Origin of the sequence: Chitinophaga lutea, from assembly GCF_003813775.1 — a bacterium.
Taxonomy (GTDB): domain Bacteria; phylum Bacteroidota; class Bacteroidia; order Chitinophagales; family Chitinophagaceae; genus Chitinophaga; species Chitinophaga lutea.
Genome location: NZ_RPDH01000002.1, coordinates 992,184 through 1,010,008, shown reverse-complemented (window position 1 = coordinate 1,010,008; position 17,825 = coordinate 992,184). Strand labels below are relative to the sequence as shown.

Below are 17,825 nucleotides of genomic sequence, written 5' to 3'. Positions count from 1 at the left end.
GCGCTTGCTCAAATCATAATGCCAGCGTTACCGTCGGGATGCCTTCACATTTTACCGCTGCCACGTTCACGCCGCCCAAGCCGGTATCCGCTTTGATGATGGCGCGGCCGTTGTACAATTGCACATACCTCGCACCGGAAGAAGTGCCCAGATTGTCGATCAGGCGGCCGTCTCCGGCCAGCGAGAAGCGCACGAAATCCGCCGCATCGAGGCATTGCACGCCTTTCGCATCGAACAGTTTTACCTGCAGCGTAACGATATTGCCTTCAACGGCCGTTTTCTCCAGCGTCATTTTTGCGGGTTTGCCCCAGGTGTCGGTCTGGTATTGAAAAGTTATCTTGTCTTCTGTTTTGATCTTTCCTTTGACGGCCACCACGCGTACATCGTTATGCCCTTTGTTGAACGTGGTGTTCCAGCGGAGGCCGGCGGCAGGGAAGTCGGCGCTGCTGCGTTTTTTCCTGCCCAGGCTTTTCCCGTTCACGAACAGTTCCGCTTCATCGCAGTTGGAATAGACTTTCACCATTTTTTCTTCGCCCTCCTGGCCCCAGCGTACGGGTTGTGAGTGGCCGTAAATGTGGGCCATCGGCTTTTCCGCCCAGTACGACTGGAACACGTAGTAGGCTTCTTTTTTGGTGAGATCCCTTTCCACCAGCCCTTTCTGGTTCATATAGGGTACCGGGTTATCGGGCCGGATAGGCGTGGAGAAGTCCTTGAACACCCATTGCGCCGTACCGGTGAGCCACGGCATGGTTTCCTGTTCTTTCAGGTGCCAGTCCATCAGGTTGCAGATATAACTTTCGCTCCAGTCGCCGTCTTTCGACACACGTGCGGCGCCGCCGTAGAGCGATGCATCGCCCGCGCGCTCGTCCGTTCCGCCGCCCGTTTTGATCGATTGCAGGGCTTTATCCGGCGCTTCGGAGTGGCGGCTGGCGTGGCTGTCGCCGCCCCATTCCACATGCAGGAAGTGGTTCACGCGTTTCATCTCGGCTTCGGAGGTGGCTTTGTATTCCGTGTAAATGCCGCGGTACCAGCCGGCCCAGATGGAGGGCGAGTATACGTCCACGATGTCTTTACAGAAATCGCAGCGGCGGATGGCGGTTTTACGGGAAGGATCGAGCTGGTGGGAAAGATCGTGCAGCTCTTTCATGAACGCGCGGATCTTGTCTTTATCGAACTCCGCGAAGTCGCCGGGCCAGTCGTTTTCATTGCCCAGGCCCCAGATGATCACGGAGGGATGGTTGTAGTGCTGCGCGATCATGTTGGTCAGCATCCGTTTCGCCTGTTCCTTGTACACCGGGCCGCCGAGGCCGCCGCGGCACCAGGGGATTTCTTCCCATACCACCATGCCCAGGCTGTCGCACAGGTTCAGGATGATGCGCGATTGCTGGTAGTGGCCCAGGCGGATGAAGTTGACGCCCATTTCTTTCATCACGATCATTTCCTCGCGCATCATCTCTTCCGTCATCGCCGCCGCTACGCCCGCATGATCTTCGTGGCGGTGCGTGCCTTTCAGGAGCAGGCGCTGGCCGTTGAGCAGGAAGGGCCCGTTTTTCACGAACTCAAAAGTGCGGAAGCCGGTTTTAGCGGCGAGGGTATGCGTGGCGTTATTGCTGGCGACCGTGGTTTCCACCGTGTACAGCAACGGAGCATCCGTATGCCAGCGTTTTGGTTTTTTGATATCGAAAATGGCCGCAGGGAGGTTGCCCGACAGGCTGCTGAGTGCAGTGCTCTTTTCACCGATCACCTTACCGGACGGGTCTTTCAGCACGGTTTTGAGCTGCGCGCCGGTTAATCCGCCGGGATTGTATAGCTGCACCGCCACCGCGAGCTTCGCCGTTTTACCGTCGCTGCTCACTTCGGGTGTGGCGTGTAATTGCCGGATCGAAACAGGTGGAACGTACACCAGGTTAAGGTAACGGTAAATGCCGCCGTATACATTGAAGTCGGAGAGGCTGGAAGGTATCATCTCCAGGTCGCGGCTGTTATCGGTACGGATGGATACCGGCACCGTTCCTTTGAACTGCGCTGATTTTTTGAAGGCTTCCACCGCCTCGGTGATGTCCGCCGTCCATTCGTCGTAGCCGCCGGTGTGCGATGCTACTTTGGTCGTGTAGATATATACATCCGTTTTCTGCCCGGCACCTTCAAAATGGAGAATGGTTCTGCCGCCGGCGTACGGGTTGTCGATTTTAAGCCGGGTGCGGTACCAGGCGGGGCCCTGGTAATAGTTGACGTCCGGATCCACGGCGTCGGATGCATTGACGCAATGGGGGAGCGTTACTTTTTCCCATATGGGAGACGCTTCCGGGTTGCCTTTACCCACGGGGCGAACGGCTTCCCAGATGCCGCCGAGATCGGAGCGGAGAAACTCCCAGCCGGTATTGAGCCTTTGCTGCTGTTGGGCTTTGGCGGATAATGAAAACAGGAACAATGCTGCGGACAGCAGGTATTTTGTAATGGTCATAACGTTGGAACTTTAACCGGAAATACGATCGTACCGGCAAAATAGCAAACGTTTGCATAAAAAGGGAAAAAAAATTGGGGGAACGGTGGTTCCCCCAGGTGACAGGCTGCCGGCAAGAGCAGCCTGTCGTTCTAAAATCCGCCAATAAAAAGCGTTTATATAGGGATATTTTGGTTAAGCTGGCCGCCGGTGAAGGCAGCCAGCTGTTGTTTTAGTCACTGATCACTCGCTCATTCATGGATTGGTTCAAAAACTTCTGAGGCCGTGTTATGCTTTGCCGTTTCCGCGGTTGCCATGCCCGCCTTTATTATCATTGCCACGTCCTTTGTTTCCTTTATCCTTACCGCCATTTCCGCGGTTGTTATTCCAGCCTTCATTCCCGCGGCGGTCGTTGCCGCGGTTGTTGTCCCAGCGGTCGTTGTCGCGGCGGTCATTTCCGCGGTTATTGTCCCACCGGTCATTATCCCGGCGGTCGTTACCGCGGTTATTGTCCCATCTGTCGTTGTCGCGGCGGTCGTTGTTCCATCCGTTGTTTTCACGGCGGGGGGCGCCGTGGTTATTCCATCCGTTGTGGTCGCGGCGGTTGTCGCGCACGTCACGCAGCACGGGCTGGTCATAACGGTAACGGTAGGCCGCATAGCGGGTCCTGTACCGGTCGTGATAACGGAACGGGTCGCGGTCGTTGATCACTACCTTGTAAGTGCGGTAGAAGTCGTAGTGACGGTAATGCACGGGCACGTACCTGGTGCGCACCCAGCGTCCGCGGTGGAAGTAGATATATTCGCGGGCAGGAATGTAATAATACATGTCCATTTCCGGCAGGTAATAGTATTCTGCATAATCGTAGCCAGACGGGCCCCAGGCCGGCTGCATGCCGATATTGACACTCACTCTCACCTGCGCGGCGGCCGGTTTGAAGGCGGCTGCCACTGCAATCAATGAAACCAGGATTAAGAATCGTTTCATACACAATCGTTTTAGTCTGAAATATTAGACGGATTGTGTTAATCGTGGTTTAATGTGTTAAAAGAGTTTAACATATTAACAAAAAGAACCTGAGGGAGTTACCAGCCTCCGCCGCCTCCGCCACCACCGCCGCCGCCCGAAGAACCGCCGCCGCTGCTGCCGGAGCTCCAGCTGCTGCTGCCGCTGGAACCGGAGCTGGAGGATGAAGGGGGCGTAGGATCGACCTGCGCCCGCATTAATGAAGAGGTGAAACCGGACCCGAAAGAGTTGGAGAAATTCCGGTAATTGATCGTGTCGCCGTCATACCATTCGGGCGAGTACCCCGCCTGGGCCAGCACGTTTTCAAACTTGCTGCCCCATTCGTTTTCGAGGCCGAGCGCGATGGCGTAGGGTAGTAGTCTTTCGAATAAAGCCGGGGTGTGCTCTGGTGGCGTGAGCATATTGAGCCGGTGCTCTTCCGCGGTTTTGAGGTACATCATAAAACCTTCGATCTTCGAGGCTTTTTCCGCGCCCAGCGGGGTGGGCGCCTTGATGAGATAGATGTACCAGAAATAGGCCGCCAGCAGCGCCAGGACAAAAATGAGGGCAACGCCCGGCACATCGTCCATCACCAGGAACAGCACCCCCAGCGGCGCCAGGGTAAATGCGCCGCCCACCAGGGTGAGGATCACGCCGGTGCAGCCCTGCTTCAGATTCCTGATGCCCGTCACCAGCAGGCTGCCGCCCACGCCGAGGAAGGGCAGCAAAAACAGGAGAAAGAAAAACTGCCCGATGTTGACGGCCATCAGGTAGCCGATCAGGATGGCGCCCGCTATCAGGCCGCCGATGGCGATCTGGCGGGAGTTGCTGAGGAAATATTTTTTAAGGTCGTGCTGGGCGGTCATTGAATCTTTGAAAGCCGACTGCGCTTTTGAAAATGTGCCGTGGTATGCATCGTCGACCCTGATTTTGTTCCGGCCGCTGAACAGTCTGGCGTAGATGGCCTTTTCTTCCGGCAGCAGGTTCGGCGGTTGCTCCCCGGTTTTCTCCAGCACATACTCCGCGTCGTCCTTTTTGATATGGATGGCCTTTTTGATGGCCATGTTCACGATGGTGGCGGTGAAGCCGGTATTGTCTGCGCTCCGGGTATGCAGGTAGCGGATACTGCCGGGGGAAAGCCCGTCCGGCGGCTCGAAGGCTGGCACCGGGATGGGTTGCTCCGGGTCTTTTCCGTGTTTGCGCCAGGTGAAAAAGCTGTAGCCGAACATGATGAGGCCGCCCAAGACCGCCAGCCAGTATTCCCGGTAGCGCATCAGCCGGCTGATGAGTTTTTCCATAGCCGTGGGCGGTGGAGGGCGGGTAATCAGGCCCGGTGAGAACCCCACTGCAATGGTAAAACCGCTGCCGCTTTCGAGGCGGTTATTGGTATGGAATACCTGCGTGCCGCTGCTGTCGCGGCTGGTACGGCAATCGGTTGCCGTGGAGCCATCCGGACCGGTGTAACAGGCCGTTTGCAGCACCTGGGCGCCGTAGGGCACGGTGATGGCGGCGCTCGCTTTTTCGATGGGAAACGACCAGTTGCTGCCCGTTACGTTCCAGTACAGTTCGTCGTATCCGTCGAAAAAGCCGATTTGTCCACCGGTTTCGTAGGTGATGTCGTATTCGTATATCCCTTCCTGCAAGAGCACATCCGCGTCCCCGATGCGGACGGTGAGTTCGCCGTGCTCTTCCAGTTCGCTGTAAGGCTCCGGCTGCCCGTTTTTCAGCACACCGCCTACATGGATGCCCGTATGCACGTTGCGGCCGTACACATCTTTCCGGTACACCGGGATGGTGCGGAAAATCCCTTTCCGGATACTTGCGCCGGCGGCATAGACCTTGATTTTTTCCCGTACATGCAGCATGCCGCTCGGGTAAATGACAATATCGGCATGGAATTGCAGGATGCCTTCCGAATGAGGGTAAACAGGCTGTTCCGAGGGGTAGGGCGCCTGTACGGGCACGGCGTCGGCCGCCGCGTTTTGCGCCACTGCGAGGCGGCCTGCGAATAGCAGGATGGCCAGCAGGAAAAATTGCTTCGTCATAGGCTTACTGAAAAGACACGTCAGGCCGCTCGCGGTGAGCTGCGTTATCGATTTCAAAAAATTCGCTGGTCCGGAAACCGAACATACCCGCGATGATGTTGGAGGGAAAACTTTCCACGAGGTTGTTGTTTTCACGCACGGTGCCGTTGTAGTACCGCCGGGCCGATTCGAGGTTGTTCTCGATGGCGCTCAGTTCGTTTTGCAGCTCCACGAAATTGGTGCTGGCCTTCAGGTCCGGGTAATTTTCCGCTACCGCGAACAGTGAGCCGAGCGCCCGGGTGAGGTTGCCTTCCGCCTGTATTTTGTCGTGCGGGGTGCTGGCCTGCATGGAGGCCGTGCGGTAACGCGTCACTTCCTCCAGCGTGTTTTTTTCGTGTGCCGCGTATCCTTTCACGGTTTCCACAAGGTTGGGGATGAGGTCGTACCGTTTTTTGAGGCTAACGTCGATGCCGCTCCAGGCTTCCTTTACGAGGTTGCGCCGGTTGATCAGCCGGTTATAGAGCGATACGGCCCATAGTGCGGCGATGGCAACAACGGCAAGGATGACAATGGTGGTGATACCCATAAGGATAAATTTGGTTTATGGGCAGAAAAATAACGAAAAAAAGCACAAGTCCGCTTATTCCTTCCATTGCCGGAGCGTAAAATAAGCGATGGAGAACAGCGCGGCGAACAGGAAAGTGAAGCCCCACACGGTGACGTGCATGGCCGGCTGCAGCCAGTGCCCGCCGAGCACGGCCAGCAGGCCCAGCGGATCCGTCACCACGTCCCAGCTGTTAAAACGAAGAAACCGGCCGATGTATACCCCGTAGCCGCAAAGTAATATCAATGCCGCCAGCAGTACATGGACGGCCCGTTGACTGAAATGGAAAACCAGGAAACGTTCCACGTGCATGAGCGACAGAATGCCCAGCAGCAGCCCGTTCCAGGCTGCAGAGATCACCAGTATCAGGTCGAACCACTTTGGCATGGCCGATGCTTTCGCGAAGTGGAATACATCGGTGACCAGGTAAGGCGCATTCGGAAAAAACACCAGCCATCCTGCAAACAAAAGCAGCGTATGCCAGCGCAGCCGGCCGGCCACCGCCAGCTTTCTGCTGAAAGCCAGCGGCACCAGGGCCAGCACCATATTCCAGATGTAGAACCCGTACATGATGCTGCCGGTATAACACATCCGCACTACCGTCAACAAAAGGCAGAACGAAACGGATACCAGCAGCATTTTTCCGGCGGAGGAGAGGGGCGTTTTCATATCAGTGCGGGTTCCGGTTTGGTTTTCGGTGCAGTGAGGCGATGGAAGGTTCTCATGTATTTGTAGTGCATTTTGCGCATGTAACTGTGATAGGTATTGCCGCCCGCTTCGAACAGCCGCCGGTGTGCGAACCACACGGTGAGCGCCGTTCCGAAGAAAAACAGTTTATACAGGGGAGCGCAGATCATTTTCCCGGCAGGGGATTTCTGATCGTAGAGGATGGTCATTCTTTCTACCTGGAACGTAATGTGATATGCCTCGTCGATCAGGATGTCGCGACAGATCTGTTTGAGCAACACGCAATACGTGGCATCTTTGAGCGCCTGGTAATAGATCTGCGCCGCACTTTCCACCGTCAGCACCGCAACCGTCCACATTTCCATGCTGGTGTTAAAACCGCGGAACCAGCGGAAGAGGGAGTCGCCCCAGTCTTTTTTAATCCTCGGCTGCCCGATGGCATCGAGATAACGGCCGAGATTCTCGCCATGCTTCTGCTCTTCTTTGATGAAGAGTTTCATCGCTTCGATGTAATCCGGATCGTCGTGTTTTTCTGCATACCTGGTCACCGCCCGTATGAGGTTATGCCCGTCCGACGTTTCACCCAGCTGCCATGCCTGCATGGAACGGAGGATGGTGGCGGTTTCGCGGGAGGAGATGGAGGGCTGGATGTCCCAGTTGATACGGTAATACCGGAGGTTGTTGCGGAAATGTTCGATCCATTGCCGGGAGGTGTGCATGCGAATGAATTTAATCCACTTTGTATTGCAAAGTGTAAAGGTGAAAAAATAGTCCGTGTACCGGACGATGTTCTAACTAGGAAAGTGCTTTGAATTACAAAGTAAGTATGTGCTCGGCATTCCTCCAAATTTTATTTGTTAAAGGAAACTGAAAAGAAAAGGGCGTGTGCAGGAGAGGAGTGAGGCCGGGAGAACCACGGGGGATTCAGGCCCTCTCCGGGAAAGGTGATAAAGCGGGCTTGCCCATGCGGATGGGATTAAAGCGAATGCAGGGTGCAGGAGTGCGGTGTTGATGCTTTTCCGATGTGTTTCCTGGAGTTTTCGCTATGGTTATGTTTTGTAATAAGGGCCTGGCAGACGGTAAGGAACCTGGTTAAAGTACGTTTGAGGCATATATATAGTACCTATAAGGTACCTATATAGTACCTCTATAAAGGGGTACTATATACGTACTATATACGTACTTTAAAGGTACCTTATAGGTACTATATATACCAGGTTTTATGACCGTCTCCTGCTGAAAAACCGTACAGGGATGGATGTCAGTACAGGATCGTTGCGGTTTATACGGCCATCACTATACGGTATTGGTAGCCGTTACAGGTTTTGGCTTTACAGCGCCAAAACAGTACTTGTGAAGTTCCCAGTGTAAATAGATTTGCGCCGATACCATGAAAAACACCTGGTGATAATTACCGCTCTCGATATTGTCGGGGAAAAGTGCCATGATGAAGAAGCTCCGCTTCGCAATGCATGGGCGCGCTTATTTCATGCTATGAATTATCCGCGAAGGGGATTTAAAAATAATTCCGTATGTTTGTTGTATGTCAGGTACACGTACACAAATATATAATGGCGCTATCCGCACGGTCGCTGCGGATGCAATGCCGCTGTATGGCTGTACCGGTCAGCAATTCCGCACGTTCTGCAAGAAGTTGTACTACTTCTCAAATTTTAAGGACTTCAATAATTCAACCCTGGCCTGCTAAAACAGTATCCCAGGCTCAGGGTACCCTTTCCTGTTAAAATTTATTCCAACTGAATGCTTTGATGTGAAATCAACGGATTTCCATTACAGCATGATTTTTTTATTTCCTGGAAAGGGAAATCATCAGCGCATTCATTCATTTTTAAATTAACTGCTATGCAAAAAGTAAACCATCAACTGGTATTCAGGGAAGATGATTATGAGATGTTAACGGCATGTCTCAACGACGGGCAGCGCGCAAGTACGTTCGGCCCGCAGGTAGTGGAAGCATTACAGGCCGATTTCAGGAAGGCGAAACTCGTGAGCAAGGAACAATTCCCGGCCGATGTTGTGCGCCTCAATTCCAAAGTGATCGTCAAAGACCTGCATAACGATAAAACCATGGAAATCATCGTGGTGATGCCGGATAGCGCCGACATCAAACAACGGAAAATTTCCGTGATGAACCCTGTAGGCGCGGCGCTTATCGGTTTCCGCCAAGGGCAGCAAGTGATGTGGCAGGTGCCTACCGGCCAGAAAAAATTCACCATTATGGAGGTGATCAACCAGGAATAATGGTGACCAAAAGCCCGGCGCGGTCTCCGCGCCGGCACTAAAACGGTAAAAAGTGCCATAAAACCCCTGAATCGTCATTGGCCGGCCCCACCTTCCATCGTACCTTTGTGCTGTTAGCAAGCCGCGCACCGGAAAAGCCCTCTCACAGGGAATATTTGTGCAAGGCCATTGAAAAATAAAAGCAATAACGGATGAAACCATCCATCCCGGTGTACGACATCTGCAGCATCAGCACAGGCCACAAGCAGGAAGACCTGCTCGCCGAAAGGATGAGCCACTATCTCAAAAAGAACTACCAGCGGGTGCATCAGCAACACGGGCACTCCTTTTTTCATATGGTGTTTTTTACGGAGGGCAGCGGCTCGCAGACGATCGACTTCTCCCGCTACGCCGTTACGCCCCACCAGATTTATTTTATGGTGCCGGGCCAGGTGCACAGCTGGCATTTTAACCCGGATGTGGATGGATACGTGATCCATTTCTCGGAAGCCTTCTTCCGCACTTTTCTGCTCGATCATGATTACCTCGACCGGTTCACCTTCTTCTCCGGCAACAGCAAAGACCAGGTAATGACCGTGCCGGCCGGGTCGCGGAAAGACGTTACCGCGCTGCTCGAAAAAATCCTCGACGAAACCGCCCAGCAGGAATACGATATGGTACGGGTGCTGCTCCTGCAGTTGTTCCTCACCATCGAAAAGTGCTGCGGGAAAGACGGGACTAAAATCATTCCCCAGCAGAAACAGCTGGTGCTGCGCAATTTCCAGCAGCTGATCAACAAACATTACCGCAACATCAAACTGCCGAAAGAATACGCGGAGCTGCTCTACATTACGCCCAACCATCTGAACGCGCTTTGCCAGGACTTACTGGGCAAAACCGCCGGGGAGCTGATCCGCGACCGCATCCTGCTCGAAGCCAAACGCATGCTCACCAACGCGGGCATGACAGTAACGCAGATCGCGCGGGAGCTGAATTTCGAGGACAACTCTTATTTCTCCCGGTTCTTCAAAAAATATGAAGGCATTACGCCGGATGAGTTCAGGAAAAATTTAAACTGATTGATATATGGAACGTAAACCGAACCTGGTGCTGAGCGTTTTGCAGAATAAATGTCCACGCTGCCGGCACGGCAAGTTATACGAGGATGCGAATCCCTATCACCTCAAAAAATTCATGAAAATGAACGAGCACTGCCCGGCATGCGGTCAGCCATCGGAACCGGAAACCGGCTTTTATTTCGGCACCGGCTACGTGAGTTATGCGCTGTCTGTTGCCCTGAGCGTATCAACGTTTGTGGCGTGGTGGGTATTGCTGGGTTTTTCCCTGTACGACAACCGTATTTTCTGGTGGCTGGGCGTGAACGCCGTGCTGCTGATCGTGTTGCAGCCCGTATTGATGCGGCTTTCGCGCAGCATCTGGCTCGCCTTTTTTGTGTATTATGACCAGAACTGGCGGCAGGACAGGATTTTGAAAGTATAAACGGGAAAACCGGGTCTGTGGAATCAACAGGGAAGGGACAGCGGCCGCGGGCGCAGCGAGGAAGGGGAGGATGACGACGGAACCCGCCCCGGCCGGAGATAAAAAGTATTGGAGCAGGCCCGGTTTTTTCTTTCACCCCAAATAGTTAATTTTAACGCGGTAATCAGGCCACGTTGCGTATGACTTTACACCTGGGGGGAATTAAACGTTTCAGTTTTATCGCGGTACTCTTTATTGTATTATTCCATACCGTCGGAACTGCACAGGTCAACAACCTGCGCTTTTCGCATCTTGGGATTGCAGAAGGATTGTCGCAAAGCTCCGTGTACAGCCTCTTCCAGGATTCGCGTGGTTTTATCTGGGTGGCCACCACCGACGGCCTGAACCGGTACGATGGTTACGGTTTCCGCCATTTCCGGTACGACCCCACCAACCCTTACAGCATTATCAGCAATGAATTACTGAACCTGGAAGAAGACGGCCAGGGTAACCTGCTGGTGGGCTCCGCCTTCGGTCTCGACCTCTTCGACCCCCGGCTCGAACGTTTTCACCGCGTACTGCCGCCTAAAGATTATAACTTCAAACACGTCAACGCCATAAAAAAGGACGCCCGCGGCAACATCTGGGTGGGCACCGCCCGTGGCCTGATGTGGTACGACCAGGAATACCGCCGCCTGCGGCCCGTGAACCTGGGGCAGGAGATCGGGGTGCCGTACGTGCGCACCATCGCCATCGATGCCGAGGGCATCCTCTGGCTGGCCGGCGGTCAGCGGGTGATCTGTTACAATCCCGTGAGCCGCCGTGTGTTGCCCACGCCCGAGGCCCTGCTGAAAAACGAGCGCTACGGCAAAAGTTCCTTCCAGCACGCCAGCATCGACAGTGCCGGGAATGTGTGGCTGGGCACGGAAAAAGACGGCCTCATCGTGTGGGACCGCAATACCCGCCAGTGCGCCAACTTTAATTCCGATACCCGGGTACAGATCGGGAGCGACATGGTGCGCGCCATTTATTTTCAGCATGGCGAAGCCTGGATAGGCACCCGTAACGGCCTGTACATCCTCAACAACACCCGCACGGCGGTCCGCAATTACGTGGTCGACAAGTACGACCCGTATTCCATTTCCGGCAACAGCATCCTGTGCATGATGAAGGACCGGGCCGGGAGCATGTGGGTGGGCTCCTTTGCCGGCGGCATCAGCGTGGAGCACCCGGGCAACGAAAATTTCAGTTATATAAACGAACAGATGGGCCGCCAGCCGGGCCTTACGTACCGGGTGGTGAGCAGCATCAAGGAAGATAAACAGCAGAACCTCTGGATTGCCACCGAAGGCGGCGGCGTGAATTATTACGACCGGAAAAACAACACCTTCCGTCACGTCCGCGTAAATCCCGGCTCGCCGCACCATATCAACCCTGAAATGGTGAAAGCCATTCATCTCGACCAGCGCAACAACCTGTTCATCGGTACGCTGGAAGGGCTTTTCCGTCATAATATCTCCTCCGGCGGCATGCAGCCCATCCCGCTGAAGGAAACGCCCGCCCGCGCCATGGACGATGTGGTGTACGGCCTGGCAGGCGATGACCAGGACCTGTGGATCGGGACCAAAGGAGGGCTTTTCCGGATAAATGCGGCGGGCGATACGTTCCGCTACCGCAATAACAAAAAGGACCCCGGCAGCATCATTTCCAACGACATCAACGCCCTGATTCTCGACAGCCAGGGCGGCGTATGGATAGGCACGGAGGTTGGCCTGAGCTGGCTGCCCAAAGGCCGGCAGCATTTCCGGAACTACCTCGCCGAATACGACAGCGTATTTAACAAGAACGCCATCCTGTGTATATATGAAGACGACCGCCGCAACATCTGGATTGGCACGCGGGGAGGCGGGCTCAAGCTCCTGAACCGGGAAAGGAACCAGTTCTTCACGTTGGATACGGCTTTCGGGCTTTCCAGCAACATCGTGCACGGCATCATCCAGGACCAGAAAGGGGACATGTGGGTGAGCTTCGACCAGAGCATCGCCAAAATCGTGATCCGCAAGGCCCATGCGCCGTTTTCCAAAGAAGACGTGCAGGTGGTGAACTATTCGGTGAACAATGGCCTCGGTTCCAACGAGTTCCTGGCCGCCGCCTGCCGCACGGCCGCCGGGGAGGTGATGTTCGGGGGGAACAACGGCATCGTGTCGTTCAACCCCGAAAAACTGATCATCAACCGCACCAAACCGCCGGTCGCATTCACGTCGTTCCTGATCAAAAACAAGCTGGTGCCCATCGGCGACGATTCTCCGCTCCGCCAGAGCATCACCTACACCGATCACATCACCTTAAAACATAACCAGGCCTTTTTTACCATCGGTTTCGCCGCGCTGAATTATATCAACTCCGGCACCAACCAGTATGCTTACATGCTGGAAGGTATGCAGGGCGACCCGCAGTGGAACTACGTGGGCAGCCAGCAGCAGGCCACCTATACCAACCTCGACGCGGGCGAATATGTGTTCAAAGTGAAAGCCGCCAATAACGACGGGCTGTGGAATGAGGAATACACCAGCCTGCGCATCACCGTGCTGCCGCCGATCTGGAAAACCTGGTACGCCTACCTCTTTTATCTTGTTACCGCCGCCGCCATTTTGTATTTCTTCTGGTCGCACTCCCTCAAAACCGCGCACCTCCGCCACGAACTGGCCATGCAGCAGCGCAGCCGGGAGAAAGACCGCGAACTGGCGCAGCGGAAGCTGTCGTTTTTCACCAACATCTCACACGAAATCAAAACCCCGCTCACCCTCATCCTGGCGCCGCTGGAAAAACTGGTGAACGAGGAACAGGGCAATCATAAAGTGCTCCAGCAGCTGCTGCTCATGCAGCGCAACGGGGAGCGCCTGATGCGGCTGACCGACCAGCTGCTCGATTTCCGGAAGTTCGAAGCGGGCCATATGCAGCTGCAGGTGGTGCAGGACGATATGGTGCGCTTCGTGCGGGACGTGCTGCAATCGTTCGACGCATACGCCCGGCAGCGGAACCTCCGCCTCAACCTCGACGCCGAATCCCCGGAAATGCAGCTTTGGTTCGACCACGACAAACTGGAGAAAATCCTCTTCAACCTGCTCTCCAACGCGGTGAAATTCACCCCGGCCGGCGGCAAAATCAAGGTTTCCATCCGCACCAGCACCGAACGGAAGGTGGTGATCACCGTGGAAGACAATGGCGCCGGCATTGCGCCCGAGCACCTCGGCAAGATTTTTAATCCTTTCCATCATTATAATAATACCGGCCTGCCGATTTCAGGTACCGGCATCGGGCTGGCGTTCACCAAAGGGCTCGTGGGCCTGCACCGGGGGCAGATCAGCGTGGAAAGCGTACAGTCTGCACCTGACAAACCCGGTCATACCTGCTTCACCGTTACGCTGCCGCTGTATCGCGAGCAGTATGCCGAAAGCGAAGTACAGCACGATGTGCCGGTGATCCCGGTGGAATCGGAGCTGCCCGTTCTGCAACGTGAGGAAGAAGGAGAGCAGCCCGTGATGCTGATCGTGGAAGACAACGAGGAGATGCTGGCGTTTATCGCTTCCCATTTCCGTGGGCAGTACACGGTGCACGAGGCGGCAGACGGGAAGGAGGCGCTCAAAATCGCCACGGAGGTATTGCCTGATATCGTCATCACCGACGTGGCCATGCCCGGCATGAACGGCACCGACCTCTGCCGTAAACTGAAAAAAGACGAACGCACCAGCCATATTCCCATTATCCTGCTCACGGCCCGCAGCCCGCTGGTGTTCCAGATGGAGGGCCTCGAGACCGGCGCGGACGATTATGTAACGAAACCTTTTAATATGGGGCTGCTCCAGCTGCGGGTCAACAACCTGCTGCAATCACGCGCCCTGCTGCGCGAGCGGTACAGCAAAGACATCATGCTGCAACCCCGCAACATCTCCATCACATCGGCCGACGAGGTGTTTCTCGATAAGGTGATGCATTTTATCGACGGCAACATCCTGGAACCCACGCTCAATGTGGAGCAGCTGGCCAAAGAAGTGAACATGAGCCGTATCACCCTTTACCGGAAAATCAAGGCGCTCACCAACCAGAGCACCATCGAATTCATCCGGGGTTATCGCCTGAAACGGGCGGCCCAGTACCTCGAGCGGAACGAATTCACCGTTACCGAGGTGGCATATATGGTAGGTTTTTCTGATGTGGACTACTTCCGCAAATGGTTCAAAACCGAGTTTGGCCGCACCCCCAAAGAATACGCGGCCGCCCATGCCGGAAATGCCGGTGCTGCCGGTGAATAAGCCATGGTGGCCTTTCTTTCTCTTTTACCCCCTCTTTTTGATCCGGAAACCTGATGGATTTCACCTGTATTTAAGCAAGAAATGACGGGTAGCTTCCATTTTATACCCACCTATTTTTGAAGCATTGAGGCTTACAGATCAACCAATGAGTTACAGCTAATCAACCAATTTGATCTTTCGCTGGTCCTTTTAAACTATTACGTTATATGATGACACCGATGAAAAGGTTCGCTATGCCCTTTTTCTTTGGGATGACGGCGATGGCGCTTTGTGCCCGTCCTGCTGCAGCGCAGGATACCATGGCCCGGAAATCGCCTTCATACCCGAACATCCCTGTGCGCGCCGGCCAGGTGCTGCCTTTGAAAGACACGGTTCCGGTACTGTTCGGACAGCAGGCAGGGGCCAATCTGTTGCAGTCGTACGGCATCGTTTATGGCGACGAGCTGCGGAACATTCCCGTTACCACGCTGGAAAACACGCTCTACGGCAAACTCGCGGGTCTTTACCTCGAGCAGTTCAGCCTGAAGCCGGGCGATGATGCGGCGGACATGAACATCCGCAGCGCCGCGCCCCTGATCGTCATCGACGGGGTACCCCGCAGCGGCACGTCGATCGACCCCGAGCAGGTGGCTTCCATCACCATCCTGAAGGACGCGCTCGGCGCCGCCATGTACGGCATGCGGGGGCAGAACGGGGTGATTCTCGTGACCACCCGGCATGGCTACGCCGGCAAAAAAAGGATTTCATTTACCGCGCAGACCGCCGTGCAGCAGATGGTCAAAACGCCGAAGTTCCTCGGTGCGCACGACTACGCCAGCCTGTATAACGAAGCGCTGATCAACGACGGGCGGCAACCGGTTTATACCGCGGCCGACCTGGAAGCATGGCGCACGGGCAGCGACCCCCTGGGCCATCCGGACGTGGACTGGTACAACACCGTGCTGAAAGACCAGGCGGGCATGCAGCGTTACAACCTGAACATCGCAGGCGGCAACAAAATTTCCCGCTACTTCGTGGACCTCGATTACCTGAATCAGCAGGGTTATTTCGTAACCGAGCCGAAGAACACCTATCCCACCAATAACTTTTACAAACGATATATTTTCCGCACGAATGTGGATGTGGACCTGACGCGCACCACGCTGATGAGCCTCAGCGTGTTCGGGCGCATCCGCAACGGCAACGAGCCGGGTTCCCGCACGGACAGTATTTTCAGAAACATTCTCAGTACACCAAACAACGCTTATCCGGTTTTCAATTATAACGGCAGCCTGGCCGGCAATAACCAGTACACCAACAACGTGTACGGCCAGGTAACGCGCTCCGGCTACCGGCCCACCTATAACCGCAACCTGGCGGTGGACCTGAGCCTGAAACAGCGCCTCGATGCCGTGCTGCACGGCCTGTACGTAAAGGGCCTCGTGTCGTTCAACAGTTATTACGACGAAGCGCTGAACCGCTCCAAATCCTTTGCCGTGTACAACGTAGCGATGCGGCCGGGGGTGGATACCGTGATCGGCAAGATCGGCACCGACGGGGAGCAGTCCAACAGCTCGTCCATTACTTCGCAGAACCGCCAGGCATACACCGAGCTGCAGCTGGGCTACGATTCCACTTTCGGCAAACACCAGGTTGGCATCGCCGGGTTGTATTACCGCGACAGCTACACGGATGGTTCCCAGCTGCCGCTGATCAACTCATCGTTCTCCGCCCGCGCCGCTTACAACTACGACCAGAGGTACCTGCTGGAGCTGGCGATGGCTTATTCCTATAATAATATGTTTGCCGACGGCAAGCGCTGGGGGTATTTCCCTGCCGTGGGCCTTGGCTGGAACATCGCCCGGGAAGCCTGGTTCAGCGATGCCGTACCGTCGGTGGGCACCCTGAAGCTGCGCGGCAGCTACGGGCTGGTGGGCAACAACCTGCGGGCGGGTTATTATCCGTACCTGCAGTTTTACAACACCAGCGGCAGTTACAATATGGGTAACCCGGCTACCAGCGCCTCGGCCATTTATGAGGCATCGCTCGCCAATCCTTTCCTGACCTGGGAAAAGGCCCGGAAGATGAACATCGGGTTGGATGTGGCTACCGGCAATAACAAGCTGCAATTCTCGGCTGAATACTACCTGCATAAACTGGACGACCTCATGATGCGCCGCGGCACCAATGCCGGTGGCATGCTCGGCGCCAACCTGCCGCTGGAAAACATCGGGAAACAAACGGCGCGCGGCCTGGAACTGTCTGCCGGTTACCGGGAGCAACTCGGCGAGCTGGGATATTACGCAAAAGGCAACGTGAATTTCGCCAGAACCCGGATAGACTATATGGACGAGGTGATCCGCCGCTATGGCTGGAACCAGCGCACCGGTCAGACCGTGGGCCAGATATTCGGCCTCGTGGCGGATGGATTTTACCAGTCGAAAGAAGATGCGGAGAATAGTCCCGCTCTCGACGGGTACACCCCGGTGCCGGGCGACATCAAATACAAAGATCTCAACGGCGACGGTACGATCAACGTATTCGACGAGCGGGCCATCGGTTCCGACAAACCGCTGATCTACTACGGCCTCACCGCCGGCATCAGCTGGAAGGGCATCGACCTGAACATGGTATGGCAAGGTGTGGCCAACCGTTCCATCAATATGCGCGGCAACAACACCTGGGAGTTCCTGAGCAACGCCAACGGCGGTCCGGGCCAGGCGATGGAACATCATCTCGGCCGCTGGACGCCCGCCACCGCCGCAAGCGCCACGTATCCGCGCCTTTCCGTGAACGGCAACATCAACAACCAGCGTACCTCCACCTTCTGGGTGAAAGACGCCGGTTATCTCCGCCTCAAATCACTGGAAGTAGGGTACACCCTGCCGCAACGCTGGGTGAGCTACCTGCACCTCGCATCGGTACGGGCTTTCGCCAGTGGTTACAACCTGCTCACTTTCACCCCGCTGGACCGTGTAGACCCCGAGTCGTATCTCGGCGGTTATCCCAACCAGCGCATTGTCAACTTCGGCGTGAACATACAGCTCTAA

Annotated in this window: 11 protein-coding genes; 5 read left to right on the top strand and 6 right to left on the bottom strand. The window is 55.4% G+C overall.

The window, feature by feature from the left end:
• Positions 1-13: 13 nt before the first annotated feature.
• From EGT74_RS16305 to EGT74_RS16280, 6 genes are all read right to left on the bottom strand, one after another.
• On the bottom strand, positions 14-2,464 hold the full coding sequence (locus tag EGT74_RS16305; RefSeq protein ID WP_123847642.1) for a glycoside hydrolase family 2 TIM barrel-domain containing protein: 2,451 nt from the start codon (positions 2,462-2,464) through the stop codon (positions 14-16).
• Positions 2,465-2,731: 267 nt separating this feature from the next.
• Entirely contained in the window at positions 2,732-3,430 is a 699-nt protein-coding gene (locus tag EGT74_RS16300; RefSeq protein ID WP_181954752.1) for a hypothetical protein, read from the bottom strand.
• A gap of 98 nt (positions 3,431-3,528) precedes the next feature.
• A complete protein-coding gene (locus tag EGT74_RS16295; protein ID WP_123847641.1) occupies positions 3,529-5,493 on the bottom strand; it encodes a DUF2207 domain-containing protein in 1,965 nt (654 codons plus the stop codon).
• Positions 5,494-5,497: 4 nt separating this feature from the next.
• Positions 5,498-6,058, bottom strand: coding sequence for a LemA family protein (locus EGT74_RS16290; protein WP_123847640.1), 561 nt, complete (start codon positions 6,056-6,058; stop codon positions 5,498-5,500).
• Positions 6,059-6,112: 54 nt separating this feature from the next.
• Positions 6,113-6,745, bottom strand: coding sequence for a DUF1361 domain-containing protein (locus EGT74_RS16285; protein WP_123847639.1), 633 nt, complete (start codon positions 6,743-6,745; stop codon positions 6,113-6,115).
• On the bottom strand, positions 6,742-7,482 hold the full coding sequence (locus tag EGT74_RS16280; protein ID WP_123847638.1) for a ferritin-like domain-containing protein: 741 nt from the start codon (positions 7,480-7,482) through the stop codon (positions 6,742-6,744). The genes EGT74_RS16285 and EGT74_RS16280 overlap by 4 nt, the downstream gene beginning before the upstream one ends.
• Positions 7,483-8,626: 1,144 nt before the next feature.
• Here EGT74_RS16280 and EGT74_RS16275 point away from each other — a divergent pair.
• From EGT74_RS16275 to EGT74_RS16255, 5 genes are all read left to right on the top strand, one after another.
• Entirely contained in the window at positions 8,627-9,025 is a 399-nt protein-coding gene (locus EGT74_RS16275) for a GreA/GreB family elongation factor (RefSeq protein ID WP_123847637.1), read from the top strand.
• Between the two features lie 191 nt (positions 9,026-9,216).
• Positions 9,217-10,083, top strand: a complete 867-nt coding sequence (locus EGT74_RS16270; RefSeq protein ID WP_123847636.1) for a helix-turn-helix domain-containing protein — start codon at positions 9,217-9,219, stop codon at positions 10,081-10,083.
• A gap of 7 nt (positions 10,084-10,090) precedes the next feature.
• Complete coding sequence (locus EGT74_RS16265) at positions 10,091-10,504, top strand: DUF983 domain-containing protein (RefSeq protein ID WP_123847635.1); 414 nt, start codon at positions 10,091-10,093, stop codon at positions 10,502-10,504.
• A 179-nt stretch (positions 10,505-10,683) separates the two neighbouring features.
• Positions 10,684-14,796, top strand: coding sequence for a two-component regulator propeller domain-containing protein (locus EGT74_RS16260; RefSeq protein WP_123847634.1), 4,113 nt, complete (start codon positions 10,684-10,686; stop codon positions 14,794-14,796).
• Positions 14,797-15,029: 233 nt separating this feature from the next.
• A complete protein-coding gene (locus EGT74_RS16255) occupies positions 15,030-17,825 on the top strand; it encodes a SusC/RagA family TonB-linked outer membrane protein (protein WP_158618183.1) in 2,796 nt (931 codons plus the stop codon).

Excerpts from the sequence above, each read along its gene's own strand:
- EGT74_RS16305 (WP_123847642.1), bottom strand. The coding sequence starts at position 2,464 with ATGACCATTACAAAATACCTGCTGTCCGCAGCATTGTTCCTGTTTTCA.
- EGT74_RS16300 (WP_181954752.1), bottom strand. The coding sequence starts at position 3,430 with ATGAAACGATTCTTAATCCTGGTTTCATTGATTGCAGTGGCAGCCGCC.
- EGT74_RS16295 (WP_123847641.1), bottom strand. The coding sequence starts at position 5,493 with ATGACGAAGCAATTTTTCCTGCTGGCCATCCTGCTATTCGCAGGCCGC.
- EGT74_RS16290 (WP_123847640.1), bottom strand. The coding sequence starts at position 6,058 with ATGGGTATCACCACCATTGTCATCCTTGCCGTTGTTGCCATCGCCGCA.
- EGT74_RS16285 (WP_123847639.1), bottom strand. The coding sequence starts at position 6,745 with ATGAAAACGCCCCTCTCCTCCGCCGGAAAAATGCTGCTGGTATCCGTT.
- EGT74_RS16280 (WP_123847638.1), bottom strand. The coding sequence starts at position 7,482 with ATGCACACCTCCCGGCAATGGATCGAACATTTCCGCAACAACCTCCGG.
- EGT74_RS16275 (WP_123847637.1), top strand. The coding sequence starts at position 8,627 with ATGCAAAAAGTAAACCATCAACTGGTATTCAGGGAAGATGATTATGAG.
- EGT74_RS16270 (WP_123847636.1), top strand. The coding sequence starts at position 9,217 with ATGAAACCATCCATCCCGGTGTACGACATCTGCAGCATCAGCACAGGC.
- EGT74_RS16265 (WP_123847635.1), top strand. The coding sequence starts at position 10,091 with ATGGAACGTAAACCGAACCTGGTGCTGAGCGTTTTGCAGAATAAATGT.
- EGT74_RS16260 (WP_123847634.1), top strand. The coding sequence starts at position 10,684 with ATGACTTTACACCTGGGGGGAATTAAACGTTTCAGTTTTATCGCGGTA.
- EGT74_RS16255 (WP_158618183.1), top strand. The coding sequence starts at position 15,030 with ATGCCCTTTTTCTTTGGGATGACGGCGATGGCGCTTTGTGCCCGTCCT.